Origin of the sequence: Afipia sp. 1NLS2, from assembly GCF_000178995.1 — a bacterium.
In the GTDB taxonomy this organism is placed as follows: Bacteria; Pseudomonadota; Alphaproteobacteria; order Rhizobiales; family Xanthobacteraceae; genus Afipia.
Genome location: NZ_ADVZ01000005.1, coordinates 1 through 17,405, shown reverse-complemented (window position 1 = coordinate 17,405; position 17,405 = coordinate 1). Strand labels below are relative to the sequence as shown.

Annotated in this window: 18 protein-coding genes; 10 read left to right on the top strand and 8 right to left on the bottom strand. The window is 61.3% G+C overall.

The features are described from left to right. Positions 1-36: 36 nt before the first annotated feature. On the top strand, positions 37-1,341 hold the full coding sequence (locus tag AFIDRAFT_RS16200) for a LysM peptidoglycan-binding domain-containing M23 family metallopeptidase (RefSeq protein ID WP_009340673.1): 1,305 nt from the start codon (positions 37-39) through the stop codon (positions 1,339-1,341). A gap of 250 nt (positions 1,342-1,591) precedes the next feature. Beyond that, positions 1,592-1,831, top strand: coding sequence for a hypothetical protein (locus tag AFIDRAFT_RS16195; RefSeq protein WP_009340672.1), 240 nt, complete (start codon positions 1,592-1,594; stop codon positions 1,829-1,831). 89 nt (positions 1,832-1,920) lie between these two features. On the opposite strand, the gene AFIDRAFT_RS16190 is transcribed toward AFIDRAFT_RS16195, so the two are convergent. Continuing rightward, entirely contained in the window at positions 1,921-2,916 is a 996-nt protein-coding gene (locus AFIDRAFT_RS16190) for an ATP-binding protein (RefSeq protein WP_009340671.1), read from the bottom strand. Positions 2,917-3,108: 192 nt separating this feature from the next. Between AFIDRAFT_RS16190 and yajC the strand changes: the two genes are divergently transcribed. The 5 genes from yajC to AFIDRAFT_RS16165 are packed head-to-tail and all read left to right on the top strand — an operon-like array spanning position 3,109 to position 7,406. Continuing rightward, positions 3,109-3,453, top strand: coding sequence for a preprotein translocase subunit YajC (yajC, locus tag AFIDRAFT_RS16185; protein ID WP_009340670.1), 345 nt, complete (start codon positions 3,109-3,111; stop codon positions 3,451-3,453). A gap of 40 nt (positions 3,454-3,493) precedes the next feature. Further along, the gene (gene secD / locus AFIDRAFT_RS16180; protein ID WP_009340669.1) at positions 3,494-5,092 is read left to right on the top strand and encodes a protein translocase subunit SecD; all 1,599 of its coding nucleotides are present in this window, start codon (positions 3,494-3,496) and stop codon (positions 5,090-5,092) included. An 18-nt stretch (positions 5,093-5,110) separates the two neighbouring features. Further along, the gene (gene secF, locus AFIDRAFT_RS16175) at positions 5,111-6,163 is read left to right on the top strand and encodes a protein translocase subunit SecF (RefSeq protein ID WP_197083244.1); all 1,053 of its coding nucleotides are present in this window, start codon (positions 5,111-5,113) and stop codon (positions 6,161-6,163) included. Beyond that, positions 6,160-6,543 (top strand): Mth938-like domain-containing protein, encoded by a 384-nt coding sequence (locus tag AFIDRAFT_RS16170; RefSeq protein WP_009340667.1) that lies wholly within the window; start codon positions 6,160-6,162, stop codon positions 6,541-6,543. Before secF ends, AFIDRAFT_RS16170 begins: the two co-directional genes overlap by 4 nt. Beyond that, positions 6,540-7,406, top strand: a complete 867-nt coding sequence (locus AFIDRAFT_RS16165) for a phytoene/squalene synthase family protein (protein WP_009340666.1) — start codon at positions 6,540-6,542, stop codon at positions 7,404-7,406. Before AFIDRAFT_RS16170 ends, AFIDRAFT_RS16165 begins: the two co-directional genes overlap by 4 nt. On the opposite strand, the gene trmFO is transcribed toward AFIDRAFT_RS16165, so the two are convergent. The 4 genes from trmFO to AFIDRAFT_RS16150 all read right to left on the bottom strand — a co-directional run bounded on the left by trmFO (position 7,403) and on the right by AFIDRAFT_RS16150 (position 11,170). Then, positions 7,403-8,836 carry a methylenetetrahydrofolate--tRNA-(uracil(54)-C(5))-methyltransferase (FADH(2)-oxidizing) TrmFO gene (trmFO, locus tag AFIDRAFT_RS16160; protein ID WP_009340665.1) on the bottom strand — a complete coding sequence of 478 codons (1,434 nt, stop codon included), beginning with the start codon at positions 8,834-8,836 and terminating at the stop codon, positions 7,403-7,405. The two genes, AFIDRAFT_RS16165 and trmFO, sit on opposite strands and share 4 nt — an antisense overlap. Positions 8,837-8,962: 126 nt before the next feature. Next, positions 8,963-9,121, bottom strand: a complete 159-nt coding sequence (locus AFIDRAFT_RS19605; RefSeq protein ID WP_002715731.1) for a DUF1127 domain-containing protein — start codon at positions 9,119-9,121, stop codon at positions 8,963-8,965. Positions 9,122-9,638: 517 nt separating this feature from the next. Then, on the bottom strand, positions 9,639-10,196 hold the full coding sequence (locus tag AFIDRAFT_RS16155; RefSeq protein WP_009340664.1) for a type 1 glutamine amidotransferase domain-containing protein: 558 nt from the start codon (positions 10,194-10,196) through the stop codon (positions 9,639-9,641). 71 nt (positions 10,197-10,267) lie between these two features. After that, on the bottom strand, positions 10,268-11,170 hold the full coding sequence (locus AFIDRAFT_RS16150; protein ID WP_009340663.1) for a DUF2189 domain-containing protein: 903 nt from the start codon (positions 11,168-11,170) through the stop codon (positions 10,268-10,270). Between the two features lie 309 nt (positions 11,171-11,479). Here AFIDRAFT_RS16150 and AFIDRAFT_RS16145 point away from each other — a divergent pair, with 309 nt between their 5' ends. Both AFIDRAFT_RS16145 and AFIDRAFT_RS16140 read left to right on the top strand, forming a co-directional pair. After that, positions 11,480-11,839 carry a DUF3597 domain-containing protein gene (locus tag AFIDRAFT_RS16145; RefSeq protein ID WP_009340662.1) on the top strand — a complete coding sequence of 120 codons (360 nt, stop codon included), beginning with the start codon at positions 11,480-11,482 and terminating at the stop codon, positions 11,837-11,839. Positions 11,840-12,076: 237 nt separating this feature from the next. Beyond that, the gene (locus AFIDRAFT_RS16140) at positions 12,077-12,865 is read left to right on the top strand and encodes a fumarylacetoacetate hydrolase family protein (protein ID WP_009340661.1); all 789 of its coding nucleotides are present in this window, start codon (positions 12,077-12,079) and stop codon (positions 12,863-12,865) included. Between the two features lie 52 nt (positions 12,866-12,917). On the opposite strand, the gene AFIDRAFT_RS16135 is transcribed toward AFIDRAFT_RS16140, so the two are convergent. Beyond that, a complete protein-coding gene (locus AFIDRAFT_RS16135) occupies positions 12,918-13,163 on the bottom strand; it encodes a GNAT family N-acetyltransferase (RefSeq protein WP_502685481.1) in 246 nt (81 codons plus the stop codon). A 55-nt stretch (positions 13,164-13,218) separates the two neighbouring features. After that, positions 13,219-13,503, bottom strand: coding sequence for a GNAT family N-acetyltransferase (locus AFIDRAFT_RS16130; RefSeq protein ID WP_040298591.1), 285 nt, complete (start codon positions 13,501-13,503; stop codon positions 13,219-13,221). A gap of 221 nt (positions 13,504-13,724) precedes the next feature. On the opposite strand from AFIDRAFT_RS16130, the gene AFIDRAFT_RS16125 reads away from it, so the two are divergent. Then, positions 13,725-14,132 carry an SPW repeat protein gene (locus AFIDRAFT_RS16125; RefSeq protein ID WP_009340658.1) on the top strand — a complete coding sequence of 136 codons (408 nt, stop codon included), beginning with the start codon at positions 13,725-13,727 and terminating at the stop codon, positions 14,130-14,132. Positions 14,133-14,207: 75 nt separating this feature from the next. Here AFIDRAFT_RS16125 and uvrA read toward each other — a convergent pair whose 3' ends face one another. Next, on the bottom strand, positions 14,208-17,189 hold the full coding sequence (uvrA, locus tag AFIDRAFT_RS16120; protein WP_040298702.1) for an excinuclease ABC subunit UvrA: 2,982 nt from the start codon (positions 17,187-17,189) through the stop codon (positions 14,208-14,210). Positions 17,190-17,405 lie beyond the last annotated feature (216 nt).

Genomic DNA, 17,405 nt, shown 5'->3' with positions numbered 1-17,405 from the left:
CTCAATTTAGTGCCAGTTGCGTACCAGTGAGTAACCATGTCCCGTCTTCTCGATTTGTTAGGCGCGCGCCGCGCTCCGTCTCTTGCGGTGATGGCGCTGGTCTCCGTCAGCTTTGGCGGATGTAGCGCGGATTACGACTCGCGCTTCTCGGACAACTCCTTCCAGAATCCTTTCGCCTCGCAGCGGTCGGAAACGACCGGTTCGGTGCGTCAGAACAATTATGCCCAGCGTGAGCTGCCGCAATATTCGCGTCCGGCGACGGCGCCCGTGGTGTCGGCGCCGCTGTCATATCCGGTAGCGCAGGGGACGTCGGGCGGCGGGCGCGGCATGTCGTCCTACGCGCCTCCGGCCTCGAACCCGATCGAGCACACCGGCAGCGTGACGCCGCGTGAAGGCGGCATGAAGATTATCGTCGGCACCAGCGACACCCTCGATGGGCTCGCGCGCCGCTATAATGTTTCGACCGCGGAGATCATGCGCGCTAACGGCTATCATGGCCCACGTGCGCTTTCGCCCGGACAGTCCCTCATCATTCCGAGGCATGCCGCTCGCGCGGAAGCGCCGGCTCTTTCGCATGCGCCCGCGACCCGCGCCGCCACGATGCCGTCGAGCGTGCACGTCGCTGCTGCCGGCGACACGTTGATGAACATCTCGCGCCGCAATCACATCTCCGTCCAGGAACTGGCGCGGGCGAACAATCTCCCGGTCACGGCGCAGCTCAAGATCGGCGATCGCATCACCGTTCCGTCGTCTTCGAAAACGCTGGCCGTCGCGCAACCGGCGCCGCAGGCAACTCGTCCTGCCGTGGTGGCGGCCCCACAGTCGTCGCCCGTCACGACGAAGCCCGTGGTGACTGCCGCCGCCGAGCCGGTGCAAAAGGCGCGGATGGCGACCGAGACCAAGGAAATCGAACAGGCCCATGCCCAGTCTTCGGTGAAGACCGCCGAGGCCACCAATGCCTTGCCGACCTTCCGCTGGCCGGTGCGCGGCCGTGTGATTGCCGGTTACGGCGCCAAGACCAATGGCAAGCAGAATGACGGCATCAATGTCGCGGTACCGGAAGGCACACCCGTCAAGGCGGCTGAGGATGGTGTCGTCGCTTACGCGGGCAATGAACTCAAGGGATACGGCAATCTTATCCTGGTGCGGCACGCCAACGGCTATGTCACCGCGTATGCCCACGCGAGTGAGCTGGAGGTCAAGCGCGGAGATACCATCAAGCGCGGCCAAGTGATTGCCAAATCTGGTCAGACGGGAGATGTGGGGTCCCCGCAGCTCCACTTCGAGATCCGAAAAGGGTCTTCACCCGTCGACCCGCTTCAATTCCTCAACGGCGCCTGATCGGCGCCGTTTCTTTTTCGACTTGATGCAAAGGTGACGCACCCTCCGGATGCGTCACCTTTTCTTCACCGCTCACCTGTATATCGGCGGGCAACACCGGACACACCTCGGCAGCGGGGTAAAAGACGCCACTTCCCGGCAGCGTCTAACGACGGTGTTGCGTATTCATCCGGTCTGGGATTTATTTCGCTCCGCTCGGAACGAGTTCCGGCAGTCGTGCTTGTTGCGTCTGTTGGTTGAGGAAAATGTCATGCGTATCGTGGCTTTGCTCATTCTAGCTGCGGCGTTTGCCGCGCCTGCGTCTGCTGAACCGACCTTCCTGAAACGCGAACCGCTGGTTCTTCCGCCCTATGTCTCGGTGCTCGTCGATACCAAGACGTGCGGGGCCGGCATGGTGATGCGGGTCAGGGGGGCGATCGCGGGACGGGAACGTCAGCGCACCTGCGTACCGATGGGGCCGACCCAGGCCCGCAACGGCGACCTGCTGTAGAGGCAGGCTTTCTTCCGATTTGTCAGCCCCGGAGCGCCATCCGCTCCGGGCTCTGAGAATGTCACTCTCTGAAATCACTTATCCTGAAATTACTTGGCCAGCTTGACGCGGTGGCGTCCGGCCATTTCCTGCACGAATTGCCAGGCGACACGGCCCGACCGCGAGCCACGGGTGGTGGACCATTCCAGCGCCTCGCGCTCAAGTTCGTCTGCGGGCAGGTTCACGCCAAAATGGGCGCAGTAGCCTTTCACCATCTCCAGATATTCTTCCTGGCTGCATTTGTGGAAGCCGAGCCACAGGCCGAAACGGTCCGACAGTGAAACCTTCTCCTCGACGGCCTCGCCGGGATTGATCGCGGTCGAGCGTTCGTTCTCGATCATCTCGCGGGCGAGCAGATGGCGGCGGTTGGAGGTGGCATAGAGAATGACGTTCTCGGGCCGACCCTCGATGCCGCCTTCAAGCACCGCCTTGAGCGACTTGTAGGACGCGTCCTGACCATCGAAGGATAGGTCGTCGCAGAACACGATGATGTTGAATTCGGACTGACGCAGCAGCGCCATCAGCGCGGGCAGGCTCTCGATGTCCTCGCGGTGGATTTCGATCAGCTTCAGCGTGCCGCGCACGCCATCCATATTATTGACGGTCGCGTGCGCAGCCTTCACCAGCGAGGACTTGCCCATGCCGCGCGCGCCCCACAACAGCGCGTTGTTGGCGGGCAGGCCGCGGGCGAAGCGTTCGGTGTTCTCGATCAGGATGTCGCGCATCCGGTCGACGCCTTTCAGAAGGCCGAGGTCGACGCGGCTGACCTTTGGCACCGGCAACAGGCGTCCGTTTGGCTGCCAGACGAAGGCCTCCGCCGCCCGCAGCGATTCCGGAGTCGAGGCTGCCTCGCTCGACTTCGGCAGACCGGCTGCAATGGCCTCCAGCGCCCGGGCGATACGCTCCTCGATTCCCTCCGGTTTTGCCGCTAACCGCTTTGCCGCGGCCGATACCGGCTTGCGGTTGCGAGTGTCGCCCTTGGCGGGGGCGGGCTTGCGAGCGGGACGGCTTTTGCGGGAGGGCGTCTTGCGGGTGGTTTTGGCCATGATTCCGGTCGTTTCCGTTGATTGTGGCGGCACCCTAAGCGAGCCGTCCTCACCCCGGCAACCCACGGAAATGATGGGGGTGGCCAGCGTTGCAATTGGGGCGCTGGCCGCTATAGTCCGCGCAAATTTACCCCCTCCGAACGGCCTCAACCCGGCTTTTCCCGCCGGTCAGCCCAGCAAGGAATACTGCGTATGTTCATCACTCCTGCCTTCGCCCAGGCTGCCGGTGCTGCCGGCGACACCAACTCCATGCTGATGTCGCTGCTGCCGTTCGCCATGATCTTCGTGATCATGTACTTCCTGATCTTGCGCCCTCAGCAGCGCAAGGCCAAGGAGCACGCCAATCTGGTGAAGAACATCCGCCGCGGCGACACCGTCGTGACCAGTGGCGGTCTCGTCGGCAAAGTGACCAAGGTGGTCGACGACGAGCAGATCGAGATGGAAGTGTCCGACGGCGTGCGCATTCGCCAGATGCGGCAGATGATCGCCACCGTCCGCTCGAAGGGCGAGCCCACTTCAGAGGCAGCCGCCAGCTAAGCCTGGCGCAAGCCTTCCTGTGACCTGACGGGTTGACCGAATGCTTTATTTTACCCGATGGAAAGCCCTCGCGGTCATTTTTACGGCTCTGATCGTATGTCTGTGCGCGGTGCCGAACTTCTTCCCGGAGGCGACCGTCAAGACCTGGCCGGCCTGGGCGCAGCGCCGCCTCGTGCTCGGCCTCGATTTGCAGGGCGGTTCGCATCTGCTGCTCGAAGTCGACGCCAATTCGGTCAAGAAGGACAAGCTCGATCAGGTGCGCGACGATGCGCGCCGCACGTTGCGCGAAGCCAAGATCGGTTACACCGGCCTGAGCATCAAGGGCGACAATGTCGAAGTCAGGGTCAAGGAAGCCGATCTTGCGACCGCGCTCACGAAACTGCGTGAACTGTCCCAGCCGATCGGCGGCGTTCTTGGTGGTACCGGCCAGCGGACGCTCGAAGTGTCCGATGCGGGCGGGGGTCTGATCCGCCTGACCGTGCCGCAGGCTGCGATTCTCGACCGCGTCCGGCAGGCTGTCGACCAGTCGATCCAGATTATTGAAAAGCGCGTCAACGAACTCGGCACCGTCGAACCTTTGATCCAGCGCCAGGGCGTCGATCGCGTGCTCGTGCAGGTGCCGGGTCTGCAGGACCCGACGCGACTGAAGGAAATCCTCGGCAAGACCGCGAAGATGGACTTCCGCATGGTGGATACCACCGTGTCGCCCGAGCAGGCGCTGCAGGGCCGGGTGCCGCCGGATTCCGAGGTGCTGAAGGGTGCCGAGCCACCGCATGCCCCTTATGTCGTCAAGAAACAGGTGCTGGTGTCCGGTGCAGATCTCACCGACGCGCAGCCGAGCTTCGACCAACGCACCGGCCAGCCGGTTGTCTCGTTCCGCTTCAACGGCACGGGCGCGCGCAAGTTCGCACAGGCGACCACCGAGAATGTGAAGCAGCCTTTCGCGATTGTTCTCGACAATGAAGTGATTTCTGCGCCGGTCATTCAGGAGCCGATCACTGGCGGCTCGGGCCAGATTTCCGGCAACTTCACGGTGCAGCAGGCCAACGACCTCGCGATCCTGTTACGTGCGGGTGCACTGCCTGCGCCGCTGACAATCATCGAGGAGCGCACCGTCGGTCCCGGCCTCGGGCAGGACTCGATCGCGGCAGGTGAACTTGCCTCCTATGTCGGCTCGGTGCTCGTCATCGTGTTCATGACGCTGACCTATCGCCTGTTCGGCCTGTTCGCCAACATCGCGGTCGCGGTCAACGTCGCGATGATCTTCGGCATCCTGTCGCTGCTCAACGCCACGCTGACGCTGCCCGGCATCGCCGGCATCGTGCTCACGGTCGGCATCGCGGTGGACTCCAACGTGCTGATTTACGAGCGCATCAGGGAAGAAGTGCGCCACGGCCGCAACGCGATCTCCGCAATCGACGCGGGCTTCTCGCGTGCGCTCGCGACCATCCTCGACTCCAACATCACTACCTTCATCGCTGCCGCAGTGCTGTTCTACATCGGCACGGGCCCGGTGCGCGGCTTCGCCGTGACGCTCGGCATCGGCATCGTCACCACCGTGTTCACGGCATTCACCGTCACGCGCCTGATCGTCGCCACCTGGGTGCGATGGAAACGGCCGCAGACCGTGCCGATTTAAGGAACTGCCGCCGTGACAATGCCTCACCTTGTTATTCTTGGCCTCGCGGTTTTCATCGTCATCCTGACGGTGTTGTGCGTCTATGGCGTTATTCCCGCGCTGCGCGTGGTGCCGGACGACACAACGCTGCATTTTATGGATCTGCGGCGCTTCAGCTTCCCGATCTCAGCGGTGCTGTCGATCTTCGCGATCACGCTGTACTTCACCCATGGTCTGAATTTCGGCATCGACTTCAAGGGCGGCACGCTGCTTGAAATCCAGGAAAAATCCGGCCCGGCCGATCTCGCCAAGCTGCGCACCGATCTCGGCAAGCTCGGACTCGGCGATGTACAGTTGCAGCAGTTCGGAGGGCCGCAGAACGTCCTGATCCGCATTGCCGAACAGCCGGGCGGCGATGCCGCGCAGCAGGCGGCGGTGCAGAAAGTGCGCGGCGCACTTGGAGATGCGGTCGAATACCGCCGTGTCGAAGTGGTCGGCCCGCGCGTCTCGGGCGAACTGCTGGCTTATGGCACGCTCGGCCTGATGCTCGCGATCGTCGGCATCCTGCTTTATCTCTGGTTCCGGTTCGAGTGGCAGTTCGCATTGGGCGCGATGGTCGCCAACGTCCACGACATTGTGCTGACCATCGGCTTCATGTCGATCACGCAAATTGACTTCGACCTAACCTCGATTGCTGCACTGCTGACCATTCTCGGCTACTCGCTCAACGACACGGTCGTGATCTATGACCGTATCCGCGAGTTGCTGCGGCGCTACAAGAAGATGCCGATGGAAGACCTGCTGAACCAGTCGGTGAACTCGACGCTGTCGCGCTCGATCATCACCCACGTCACGGTGACGCTAGCGTTGCTCGCGTTGCTGTTGTTTGGCGGCAAGGCGATCCATTCGTTTGCGGCGACCATGATGTTTGGTGTTGTGCTGGTCGGCACCTATACGTCGATCTTCATCGCCGCGCCGATGCTGATCTATCTCGGCGTCGGCACGCACCGGATGGGAATCACCGGCGAGCCGGACGAAAAGCCTGAGAAGCCCGAGAAGTCCGCCAAGCCATCCAAGTCTTCGAAGCCGTGAGCGGGGCCGCGCCAGCGGTTCCGCATTTCCCGCGCCCCGCGCCGATCGATGGTTACGGGCAGGGCGGGTTCCGTTTCGCTGACATGTCGCATCGCGGTTCGCTGCTGTGCCTGCCGGATGGCATCTGGGCGTGGTCCGTGGCGCGGGCTGGTGAGATCGATGAAGCTTCGCTTGCGCGTGTATTCGAGAACGCGCGGATGATTGACACGCTGATCGTGGGCACGGGCCGCGAAGTCTGGCGTCCCGATCCCGCTTTACGTGAAGCATTGCACGCAGTTCAAATCGTGCTCGACCCGATGCAGACCGGCTCCGCCATCACCACCTACAATATCATGCTGGGCGAAGGCCGCCGCGTGGCGGCGGCGTTGATCGCGGTATGAGCGGGGCCGATGTGAGCGGCGCGGACGACGCTTCCTATTGCGCGCAACTCGTGCGCGATCATGATTTCGAGCGCTATGCGGCAACGCTGTTCATGCCGCCGCGCGCGCGCCGGCCAGTGCTGGCGCTTTACGCTTTCAATACTGAGCTGCGCCGAATTCGCGATCACGTCAGCCAGCCTCTGCCGGGTGAAATCCGCCTGCAATGGTGGCGCGATCTGGTCGATGGTGACGCGCGCGGCAGCGTTGAAGCCAATCCCGTCGCAGCCGAGTTGATGGCGGCGGTGGCCAATCATGATTTGCCACGCAACGAGCTGTCACGGCTTGTCGATGCGCGGGTGTTCGATCTCTATGATGACCCGATGCTGTCGCTCGATATGTTGGAGCGCTATTGCGACGACACGGCGGGGAGATTGTTCAGCCTGAGCGCACGAATCCTCGGAGGAACATCCGAGGCGGTCGCGCATGCCGCGCTTCATGCCGGCATCGCGCAGGGGATTGTCAGGGCAGTCGAGGGATTGCCGCTTCATGCCTCGCGCAAGCAGCTTTATCTGCCGCAGGATGTGCTGAGCGAAGCGGGTGTGAAGGAAGCGGATATTTTCGCCGGACGATCCACGCCGCAGTTGCAGACTGCGATTAGGGTGCTCGCCGAGGTGGCGCGAAGCCATCGCGGCAAGGCGGCCGATCTGCTCATTGCGGTGCCTGCGGATGCGAAGAGGGTGTTCTTGCCGCTGGCGCTGGTGCGGCGCGCGCTCGATCCCGCACGCATGCCAGCACAAAATCCGTTCGCGCTGGTGCCGCAATCGCGGCTGCGGATGTTGTGGACGCTGTGGCGGGCAACCAAGTCGGAAGAGTTTCGCGATTAGGCCGCGTCCGTAACCTTCAACGTCTCCGCGATCCACACATCAAGATCGGCCAGTGCCCGCGCGCTCATCGCCTGTTTCTTGGCGATGGTCTTTTCATTCCCGCGCAGCCGCGTGCCGTCAGCCTTCTTCGTCGGGTTCTGGGCGAGCGGCGGGAATAGTCCGAAATTGATGTTCATCGGCTGGAACGAGCGCGGCCCTGCATCGATCGCCTCGATATGGCCGCCGGTGATGTGATTGAGTAGCGCGCCAAGCGCGGTAGTCGGGGGCGGTGGCGCGATCGGCCGCGTGAGTGCCTCGTGGGCTGCGAACAATCCGGCCAGCAGGCCGATGCCCGCCGATTCCACATAGCCCTCGCAGCCAGTCATTTGACCTGCGAAACGCAGGCGCGGTTGCGCGCGCAGCCGCAATCGGGCATCGAGCAGCTTCGGCGAATTGAGGAACGTATTGCGGTGCAGGCCGCCGAGACGTGCGAATTCGGCCTGCTCGAGGCCGGGAATCATACGCAGCACGTTGGTTTGCGCGCCGTATTTCAATTTCGTCTGGAAGCCGACGATGTTGTAGAGCGTGCCAAGCTTGTTGTCCTGGCGAAGCTGGACGATGGCGTAGGGCTTCACCGTGGGCTCATGCGCGTTGGTGAGGCCGACCGGCTTCATCGGGCCATGGCGCAATGTCTCTGGTCCGCGTTCAGCCATCACCTCGATCGGCAGGCAGCCGTCAAAATAGGGCGTATTGCTTTCCCATTCCTTGAAGTCGGTCTTTTCGCCAGCGATCAGGGCGGCGACGAAGGCCTCGTATTGCTCGCGCGACAGCGGGCAGTTGATGTAGTCCGCGCCGTTGCCGCCGGGGCCGACCTTGTCGTAACGCGACTGGAACCAAGCCTTCGACATATCGATGGAGTCGCGGTGCACGATGGGCGCGATGGCATCGAAAAAGGCGAGCGAATCCTCGCCGCTCAATGCGCGAACGGCATCCGCGAGCGCGGGCGAGGTGAGGGGACCGGTCGCGACCACCACATTGCTCCATTCGGCAGGCGGCAGACCCGCGATCTCCTCGCGCCGGATCTCGATCAGCGGGTGACCGGACAGCGCGGCACTGACGGCGGCCGAAAAGCCCTCGCGGTCTACCGCAAGCGCGCCACCGGCCGGAACCTGATGGGCGTCTGCAGAGGCCATGATCAGCGAGTTCAGTTTGCGCAATTCGGCGTGGAGCAGGCCGACAGCGTTGTTGGCGGCATCGTCGGAGCGGAACGAATTCGAGCAGACCAGTTCGGCGAAGCTCTCGGTCCGATGCGCCTCGGTGGTGCGGATCGGGCGCATCTCGTGCAGTACGACGCGGCATCCGCGCGCGGCGATCTGCCAAGCGGCTTCGGAGCCGGCGAGGCCGCCGCCGATGACGTGAATGGGCTCGGTTATCCAAGGGGTATCGATCATGGCTCAGCACTAAGGCCAGTCGGCGGGCAGCGCAACGAGCGACCATGATTCAGGGGGCAGAAACAACAAACGCCCGCTCGAGGCGGGCGTTCGTCGTGTTTCGTAGTGTGACCTCTAAGAGGCGTCTTAAGCGGCCTTGCGGTAGGCACCCGCAGCGACGCGCTCGATGTCGCCACGATCAATGCCGATGTCGGCCAGCTCGCGCTCGCTGAGCTCCGAAAGCTCGCGGTAAGCGCGATTGTAGTCACGGAACGCCTTGATGATGCGAACGAGAGAGAGGATCATGGTAGTCACCTTTGATTTGTAGTTCAGTCCTTGAGGACTGCATGAATAGAGTAATAATCTTTTTTTCCTGGTATACCAGCGCAAATGTTGCGATGCAGCTAAGCGAATAATGCATATCTCTAACGGTAATATATGTTCGTGACCGATGGGTCAGCTTAAATTATTATGATTCTATAAATGGAAATGCCTTTCACGTTCTCTTTTGTGAGACGAGGCGCTTCGTGACATATGCAAGATATGCATGAACCGTAAATGAATTTGTGAATCATGGATCATAATTTGAATATGAATTCATGGCCTATGGGAGCAGCCATGTGATTTTACTCGTTATTTTGGATCGGCTTTCAGGGAACAGTCGGACGTCTTCAGGCCATCCAACGGATGTCGTCTGAAGAGCGCCTCAAGGCGCAGGAATGCTCTGTGCGCGGTGCCTGGTGTCGATGAAAGGCGCTCGAGCAGCAGGGCCCAGATATTTGACACCACGCCTGAATGACAAGGCTGTGAGGCGCGAACGGCGTCAGGCCGCGCGTTGTGCGTGTCTGCCTTCGCGGATTTCCTCGATGATCTTGGTCGAGAACGCCTCGAGGTCGCCTGGATTGCGCGAAGTGATGAGGCCTTGATCGGTCACCACTTCGGAATCTTCCCACTTGCCGCCTGCGTTGATCACATCGGTTTTGATCGATTTGTAGGATGTAACCTTCTTGCCCTTGATGAGACCGGCCTCGATCAAGAGCCATGGCGCGTGACAGATCGCGGCCAGCACCTTCTTCTGCTTGTAGATGCTTTTGATAAAGGCGAGCGCCCTGGGCTCGATGCGCAGCAGATCGGGATTGATCTGTCCGCCCGGAAGCACCAGCGCGTCGTAATCGTCGGCCGAGACTTGATCGAGCGTCTTGTTGACCTTAATCGGATGGCCCCAATCAGTCTTGTCCCATCCCTTGATGTCGCCGGGCTGCAGCGAGACGACATCGACGGTTGCGCCTGCGGCCTTCAGCTTGGCGAGCGGAACCTCAAGCTCGGACTGCTCGAAGCCATTGGTGGCGAGAATGGCGATTTTCTTTCCGGACAGTTGCATGGCGCACTCCGTTTCTGGCAGCCCGAGCCGTCAACGGATGGCGCCATGCCACGTTCCTTGTTTCGCGGCCGTTACCGCAGCCAGGAGATCAGGTTGACCGGGAAATCGGCAGCGTAGCGCTTTTCTCTCGGCGGTTGTGCCGGCTCCCGATAGGGCTGCGTCGCGGGTTCGACGACCATGCGATAAAGATGCCATGTCGCGTGGCCGAGCACGGGCACAACGACCGCAAGTCCGAGGAACAGCGGCAGAGATCCGAGAACCAGCAGGATTGCGACAATAAGTCCCCAAGCCATCATCGCTTGCGGGTTTTCCGCCACCGCTTTCATGGAAACCGTCATGGCCTGTCCCGCGCTGGCATGACGGTCCAGCATCAGCGGAAACGCGACAACGCTGATGCACAAGGCCACGATTGCGAACATCAGGCCCACGCCGCAGCCGAGGAGGATCAGCGTCCAGCCCTGCCGCGTGGTCAGTACCATGCCGATGAAGTCGGGTATCCGCGCGGCCGGAGCATAACCGAAGCAGGCGATATAAATGGCCTGTGCCGTCGTGACCCATGCCGCAAACAGGACCATCAGCAGCAGGCCCAAAGCGAGCATCGCACCGAGCGACGGAGATGACAGAACGTGCAGCGCGTCGGATGCCGTCGGGTTTTGCCCGGCCTCGCGGCGTCGGCTGAGTTCGTAAAGGCCGATGGCGGCGAACGGCCCGAGCAGCGCGAAACCCGCAGCCAGCGGGAATAACAAGGGCAATACCGAATAGCCGTGGATCAGCCGTGCGACGATGAGGCCGATAACTGGATAGATCAGAGCGAGGATGATCGCATGCGATGGCAGCGCGGTGAAATCGTCCCAGCCTTTCCGCAGGCAGGTGGACAGATCGGACATCTGAATTCGTCGAACCGCAGGCAAGTCGTTGGCCGGGTAGACGGGGACGGGCAGGGTGTTGCCGGAAGAGGGATAACTGGAAGACATGGCAGAGGCTCCCGTTCGATGGCGGTTGACGCGATGTTCGCGACCGTGACCACGCGGAAGCAACGCGCGTCTGATGTGGGAGGCTAAACCTTCCCTGGCAGGAACAAACTCACGCTTCGGTGAATTTGTTCCAATCGAATCCGAATGAGAGGGCGCATTCTTATACCGTCTTCAAATTTTCATCGGCCTGACATGATAGCCGAAGGATGACGGGCGTATTGGCAAGCTGCACACCTTAAGGCAGGCTTTGCATCAGGTGACGCTCGCGGCGCCGATATTTTGTTTTAAATCGCAAGCAAGGAGTTCAGCATGAGCATCTTTTCCAAGATCATGGGCGCTATTTTCGGCACGACCAGCGCACAGGCGGCGGAGCCCGCTGGAGGCGCAGCCCCGGCTGCGGCTCCCGCACAGACCGTTGACGTGGCGCCGATCCTTGACGCCGCCGTGAAGGCCAAGGGCGAGAAGCTCGAATGGCGCACCTCGATCGTCGACTTGATGAAGGCGCTCGATATCGACTCCAGCCTTGCCGCGCGCAAGGAGCTCGCCAAGGAATTGAACTACACCGGCGACACCAATGATTCGGCTTCGATGAACATCTGGCTGCACAAGCAGGTGATGACCAAGCTTGCTGCGAATGGCGGCAAGCTGCCCGCTGACATCAAGCATTGATCGGCCTCTAACGTACGGTTTGTAACGGACGTCATGTCACGACTGTTTTGGGCCCGCCGCGCTTGCGCAGCGGGCCTTTTGCTTGAGAGCACGGCGCCTGGGTTGACGGAAATGTGTAGGCGGACTGGCCGGATGGAACGCGTTTTTAGAGATGACGGCAGCCGGGCAGCCGCGCTATGAAAATGCATTCAAACGAGGCCGGACGAACGGCCCGCTGGGAAACAAAAGGAAAATCAAATGACAAATATCGATCGACGCACGGTTTTGGCCGGCAGCGCGGTGGTGCTGGCGGGTACGGCGCTGGCCACCCCGGCGGCGGCGCAGGGGAACGCGAAAACGGTGTTCGAGGTGGCGCAGATCACGATCCCGATCGAGGGCCAGAGCGAAGTGTTTCCGGTTCGCCGCATCTATTGCATTGGCCGCAACTACGCCGCCCATGCTATTGAGCGCGGCTCCGACCCGACACGCGAGCCGCCGTTCTTCTTCCAGAAGCCGACCGACGCGATCCAGAACGTGCCAACCGGCAAGGTGGCCGACCATCCGTATCCGTCGCTGACCAAGAACTACCACCACGAGGTCGAACTGGTCGCCGCGCTGAAATCGGGCGGCACCAACATCCCGCCGGAGAAGGCGCTAGACTGCGTGTTCGGCTATACCATTGGCCTCGACATGACCCGCCGCGATCTCCAGAACGAGATGGCCGCGCTGAAGAAGCCGTGGGAAATTGGCAAGAGCTTCGACCATGCTGCCGTGCTCGGGCCCATTCATCCGGTCGCGAAAGTCGGCCACCCGGTCAAGGGTGAGATCTCGCTCGCGGTGAACGGCACAGTCCGGCAGGATGCCGATCTCGACAAGATGATCTGGAGCGTCGCCGAGCAGATCTCGAAGCTGTCGGAAGCTTTTGAGCTGAAGGCCGGTGATATCATCTATTCCGGCACGCCGGCGAATGTCGGCCCGGTGGTGAAGGGCGACGTGCTGCTTGCCAAGATCGCGGGCTTCCCGGACATGTCGATCAAGATCGTCTGATTTTGATAAGCGAACGAAAAAGCCCGCCATTGGCGGGCTTTTTTATGCGGCTTCAGGACTTCAGGTTCGAATATTCGGGATGTTCGGAGAGAAAGGCGCGGGCGAAACTGCATGCCGCGACCACTTTTTCTCCCTCGTGCCGGATCGTTTCCAGAACGCCGCCCATCAGGCGTGACGCGATGCCGTGTCCACGCAGCGCGGCAGGAGTCTCGACATGGGTGATGACGATGGTGCGGCCCTCGCGGCGGTAGCGTGCGAAGGCGACATCGCCATCCACGTCCATCTCGAAGCGGCTCAATGTCGTATTGTCGCGAACGGCTGGAATGTGCGTACTCCTATCGCCAATTGATGGCTTACTTCAGCAGGTCGGCGTAATCCGCGTGCTTATCGATATAGGCCTTCACGAATGGACATTGCGGGATAACCTTGAGGTGCCTTGAGCGCACATCGTCGAGTGCGCCTTTCACCAGTTGCGAACCGATGCCGCGGCCGCCGAGTTCCTTCGGCACTTCGGTGTGGACGAATGTGATGACGCCGTCCGATAGCTTGTAGTAGGTGGCCGCGAGATGGACATCGACGGTTAACTCGTAGCGGCCTTCCGTGGGATTGTCCTGAACCGCACCCATTGTGTCACCCATCTAATCTTCGCGGATTTCGGGTCGTTCCCGACAGGCTCATATCGATCGAATGTGCTTCGAATGATCGATCCTGTGACAACAAAGCCGGGCGGACGGCTCTTGTAAAGTCTCGGGGGTTTCATAGGTTTTGTCTGGACATACCCCTGCGGCCGACCGGTCGTGATGGTTGAAGTCGCCTCGTTCAGGCTGCCGCCGTATGCCTCTTTAAACAGGAGGTTTCCATGTCTGGCGCTCGGTTCTTCGACACCCATCGGACGTGGGAGGACTGGGTCGGGATGCTGCTCGGTATCCTGATCGCCGTTTCTCCCTGGATGAACGGGGAGGTCAACTACGGTCTCGGATTACTCTCCGATCCGGGATTGATCCTGATGAATACCGCGGTCGTAGGCATCCTCATCATCGGCCTTTCGCAACTCGAATACATCGCCTTGCGGCGCTGGGAGGAAGGTTGCGAGATGGCGCTTGCTGTCTGGCTGATCATGTCGCCTTACGTGTTCGGATATTCGACCGACGGCATGTTGAGGTTCTGGCATGCCGCCCTCGGCGGCGCCGTCTTCCTGCTCGCCACGCTGAAGCTATGGCAGGATTGGGAATTATCCGATCGGGAGCTTGCCCGGCACGGGCAATAAACCCTGTTTGAATGACGGGGTTGAGAACTCGGCGTTCAGGCGATCGATCGGATCGGTCGCCTGAACGGGTTTGTTTTATTCTGCCGCTTCGCCATTCGCGCACAGATGGCCGGTTTGTCCCTTTGCAAGGACAGGTGCCAGGAATTTACCCGTATAGCTGCGCGGCGCGCGCACGATGTCTTCCGGCGGGCCCCATGCGACGATCTCGCCGCCGCCATCGCCACCCTCAGGGCCGAGGTCGATCACCCAGTCAGCGGTCTTGATGACTTCGAGATTGTGCTCGATTACCACCACACTGTTGCCCTGCGCGACCAGTTCGTGCAGCACCTCGAGCAGTTTCGCGACATCGTGGAAGTGCAGGCCGGTGGTCGGTTCGTCGAGAATGTAGAGCGTGCGGCCGGTGGCGCGCTTTGAGAGCTCCTTGGCGAGCTTGACGCGCTGCGCCTCACCGCCGGACAGCGTTGTCGCCTGCTGGCCGACATGGATGTAGCCGAGGCCGACGCGCTGCAGGGTACGGAACGTCTCGCGGATGCGCGGCACGGCGCGGAAGAATTCCTCCGCCTCGTCCACGGTCATGTCGAGCACGTCGGCGATGGTCTTGCCCTTGAACATCACCTCGAGCGTCTCGCGGTTGTAGCGTTTACCCTTGCAGGTATCGCAGGTGACGTACACGTCCGGCAAGAAGTGCATCTCGATCTTGATGAGGCCGTCGCCCTGACAGGCCTCGCAGCGGCCGCCTTTGACGTTGAAGGAGAAGCGACCCGGTTCGTAGCCGCGCGCCTTGGATTCCGGCAGGCCGGCGAACCATTCGCGGATCGGCGTAAAAGCGGCGGTGTAAGTCGCGGGATTGGAGCGCGGCGTGCGCCCGATCGGCGATTGATCGATGTCGATGATCTTGTCGATATGTTCCAGTCCCTCGATCCGGTCATGCGGCGCGGGGGCGTCGGCGGCGCCGTTGAGCTTGCGTGCGATCGATTTGTAGAGCGTGTCGAGTAGCAGCGTCGACTTGCCGCCGCCGGACACACCGGTGACGCAGGTAAACAGGCCGAGCGGGATTTCCGCCGAGATGTTCTTGAGATTGTTGCCGCGCGCGTTCACGATTTTCAGTGTCCGCCGGTGGTTCGGCGGGCGACGCTCGGGGATCGGCACGTACTTCTCGCCGGTGAGATATTTCCCGGTCAGTGAGTTCGGGTTTTTCATGATCTCGACAGGCGTGCCGCGCGCGACGATATAGCCACCGTTGATGCCTGCGCCGGGGCCGACGTCGACGACATGATCGGCGAGGCGGATGGCATCCTCGTCGTGTTCGACGACGATAACGGTATTACCGAGATCGCGCAGGCGTTTGAGCGTGTCGAGAAGGCGCGCATTATCGCGCTGGTGCAGGCCGATGGAGGGCTCGTCCAGCACATAGAGAACGCCGGTCAGGCCTGAGCCGATCTGCGAGGCGAGGCGGATGCGCTGGCTTTCGCCGCCGGACAGCGTGCCGGAGGAGCGTGACAGCGTGAGATAATTCAGACCGACATCAAGCAGGAACGACAGGCGTTCGCGGATTTCCTTGAGGATGCGTACCGCGATCTCATTCTGCTGCTTGTTGAGCAGGTCTGGTACGGTCTCGAACCATTCGCCGGCTTTCTTTACCGACAGTTCTGAGATTTCGCCGATGTGTTTGCCGCCGATCTTGACGCATAGGGCTTCCGGTTTGAGTCGATAGCCGTGGCAGCCGGCGCAAGGCACGTCGGCGAAGTATTTGCCAAGCTCCTCTCGTGCCCATTCGCTTTCGGTCTCCGCGAAGCGGCGCTCGATATTGGTGATGATACCTTCGAACGGCTTCTTGGTGTCGTAGGAGCGGGTGCCGTCTTCATAGGAGAACTTGATGGCATCCTCGCCCGAGCCGTAGAGCAGGGCGGTCTGCGTCTTCTTCGGCAGATCCTTCCACTTGGTGTCGAGTGTGAATTTGTAGAACTTGCCGAGCGCCTGCAGCGTCTGGATGTAATAGGGCGAGGACGACTTTGCCCATGGCGCGATCGCGCCCTTGCGCAGGCTCAGGTCCTTGTCCGGGATGATGAGTTCAGGATCGATATGCTGTTCGATGCCGAGGCCGCCGCATTCGGGACACGCGCCATACGGATTGTTGAAGGAGAACAACCGCGGCTCGATCTCGGGCAGCGTAAAGCCGGACACCGGACAGGCGAATTTTTCCGAGAACAGCAACCGCTCGGGTCCGCTCTTGTCGTGGATTTTCGCGGTTTTTTTCTCGGGCTTCTTGCTCTCGGCGTCTGAGGCGGCCGGCTTGTCGGCGAATTCGACCACCGCGAGGCCCTCGGCGAGTTTCAATGCGGTCTCGAACGATTCCGCGAGACGCTGGGCCATGTCGGGGCGCACCACGATGCGGTCCACCACCACGTCGATGTCGTGCGGGAATTTCTTGTCAAGCGCGGGCGCTTCGGTGAGTTCATGAAACGAGCCGTCGATCTTGACGCGCTGGAAGCCCTTCTTGAGATACTCCGCAAGTTCCTTGCGGTATTCGCCCTTGCGGCCGCGCACGACTGGCGCGAGCAGATAAAGTCGCGTGCCTTCCGGCAACGCGAGTACGCGATCCACCATTTGCGAGACGGTCTGGCTTTCGATCGGCAGTCCCGTTGCGGGCGAATAGGGAACACCGACCCGTGCCCACAACAGGCGCATGTAGTCGTAAATTTCGGTGACGGTGCCGACCGTCGAGCGCGGGTTCTTCGACGTGGTTTTCTGCTCGATGGAGATCGCAGGCGAAAGGCCGTCGATCTGGTCGACGTCCGGCTTCTGCATCATTTCGAGGAACTGCCGCGCATAGGCCGACAGCGATTCCACGTAGCGGCGCTGGCCTTCCGCATAGATGGTGTCGAAGGCGAGGGAGGATTTACCCGAGCCTGACAGACCGGTGAACACCACAAGCTTGTCGCGGGGCACCTCGAGGTCGACGTTCTTCAGATTGTGCTCGCGCGCGCCGCGAATGGTGATGGCGCGAGAGGCGTTCGCCTCCTGTCCACGTTGTTTTGCCTTGATGACTTCGTCCATGATCGGTTCCAGCGGGCCGGGCACAAGCAAGAACGCCGTGCCGGGCAAAACCGGATCGCGCGTCAGGCATAAGAGGTTGGCCGTGACTGGAACGTAGGAAGAACGGACGGAAATTTCCAGTGTCGGCTTTGCCAGATCACCGGAATCATTTGGTCTCGACTGATCTGTGAGGGCTTCGCGCCAGGAACTGACAGGCGTTCTGCCTTTCGTTTCTTT

Bases quoted from the DNA above. Each gene is read 5' to 3' on its own strand.
- AFIDRAFT_RS16200 (WP_009340673.1), top strand. From the start codon at position 37: ATGTCCCGTCTTCTCGATTTGTTAGGCGCGCGCCGCGCTCCGTCTCTT.
- AFIDRAFT_RS16195 (WP_009340672.1), top strand. From the start codon at position 1,592: ATGCGTATCGTGGCTTTGCTCATTCTAGCTGCGGCGTTTGCCGCGCCT.
- AFIDRAFT_RS16190 (WP_009340671.1), bottom strand. From the start codon at position 2,916: ATGGCCAAAACCACCCGCAAGACGCCCTCCCGCAAAAGCCGTCCCGCT.
- yajC (WP_009340670.1), top strand. From the start codon at position 3,109: ATGTTCATCACTCCTGCCTTCGCCCAGGCTGCCGGTGCTGCCGGCGAC.
- secD (WP_009340669.1), top strand. From the start codon at position 3,494: ATGCTTTATTTTACCCGATGGAAAGCCCTCGCGGTCATTTTTACGGCT.
- secF (WP_197083244.1), top strand. From the start codon at position 5,111: ATGCCTCACCTTGTTATTCTTGGCCTCGCGGTTTTCATCGTCATCCTG.
- AFIDRAFT_RS16165 (WP_009340666.1), top strand. From the start codon at position 6,540: ATGAGCGGGGCCGATGTGAGCGGCGCGGACGACGCTTCCTATTGCGCG.
- trmFO (WP_009340665.1), bottom strand. From the start codon at position 8,836: ATGATCGATACCCCTTGGATAACCGAGCCCATTCACGTCATCGGCGGC.
- AFIDRAFT_RS19605 (WP_002715731.1), bottom strand. From the start codon at position 9,121: ATGATCCTCTCTCTCGTTCGCATCATCAAGGCGTTCCGTGACTACAAT.
- AFIDRAFT_RS16155 (WP_009340664.1), bottom strand. From the start codon at position 10,196: ATGCAACTGTCCGGAAAGAAAATCGCCATTCTCGCCACCAATGGCTTC.
- AFIDRAFT_RS16150 (WP_009340663.1), bottom strand. From the start codon at position 11,170: ATGTCTTCCAGTTATCCCTCTTCCGGCAACACCCTGCCCGTCCCCGTC.
- AFIDRAFT_RS16145 (WP_009340662.1), top strand. From the start codon at position 11,480: ATGAGCATCTTTTCCAAGATCATGGGCGCTATTTTCGGCACGACCAGC.
- AFIDRAFT_RS16140 (WP_009340661.1), top strand. From the start codon at position 12,077: ATGACAAATATCGATCGACGCACGGTTTTGGCCGGCAGCGCGGTGGTG.
- AFIDRAFT_RS16130 (WP_040298591.1), bottom strand. From the start codon at position 13,503: ATGGGTGACACAATGGGTGCGGTTCAGGACAATCCCACGGAAGGCCGC.
- AFIDRAFT_RS16125 (WP_009340658.1), top strand. From the start codon at position 13,725: ATGTCTGGCGCTCGGTTCTTCGACACCCATCGGACGTGGGAGGACTGG.
- uvrA (WP_040298702.1), bottom strand. From the start codon at position 17,189: ATGGACGAAGTCATCAAGGCAAAACAACGTGGACAGGAGGCGAACGCC.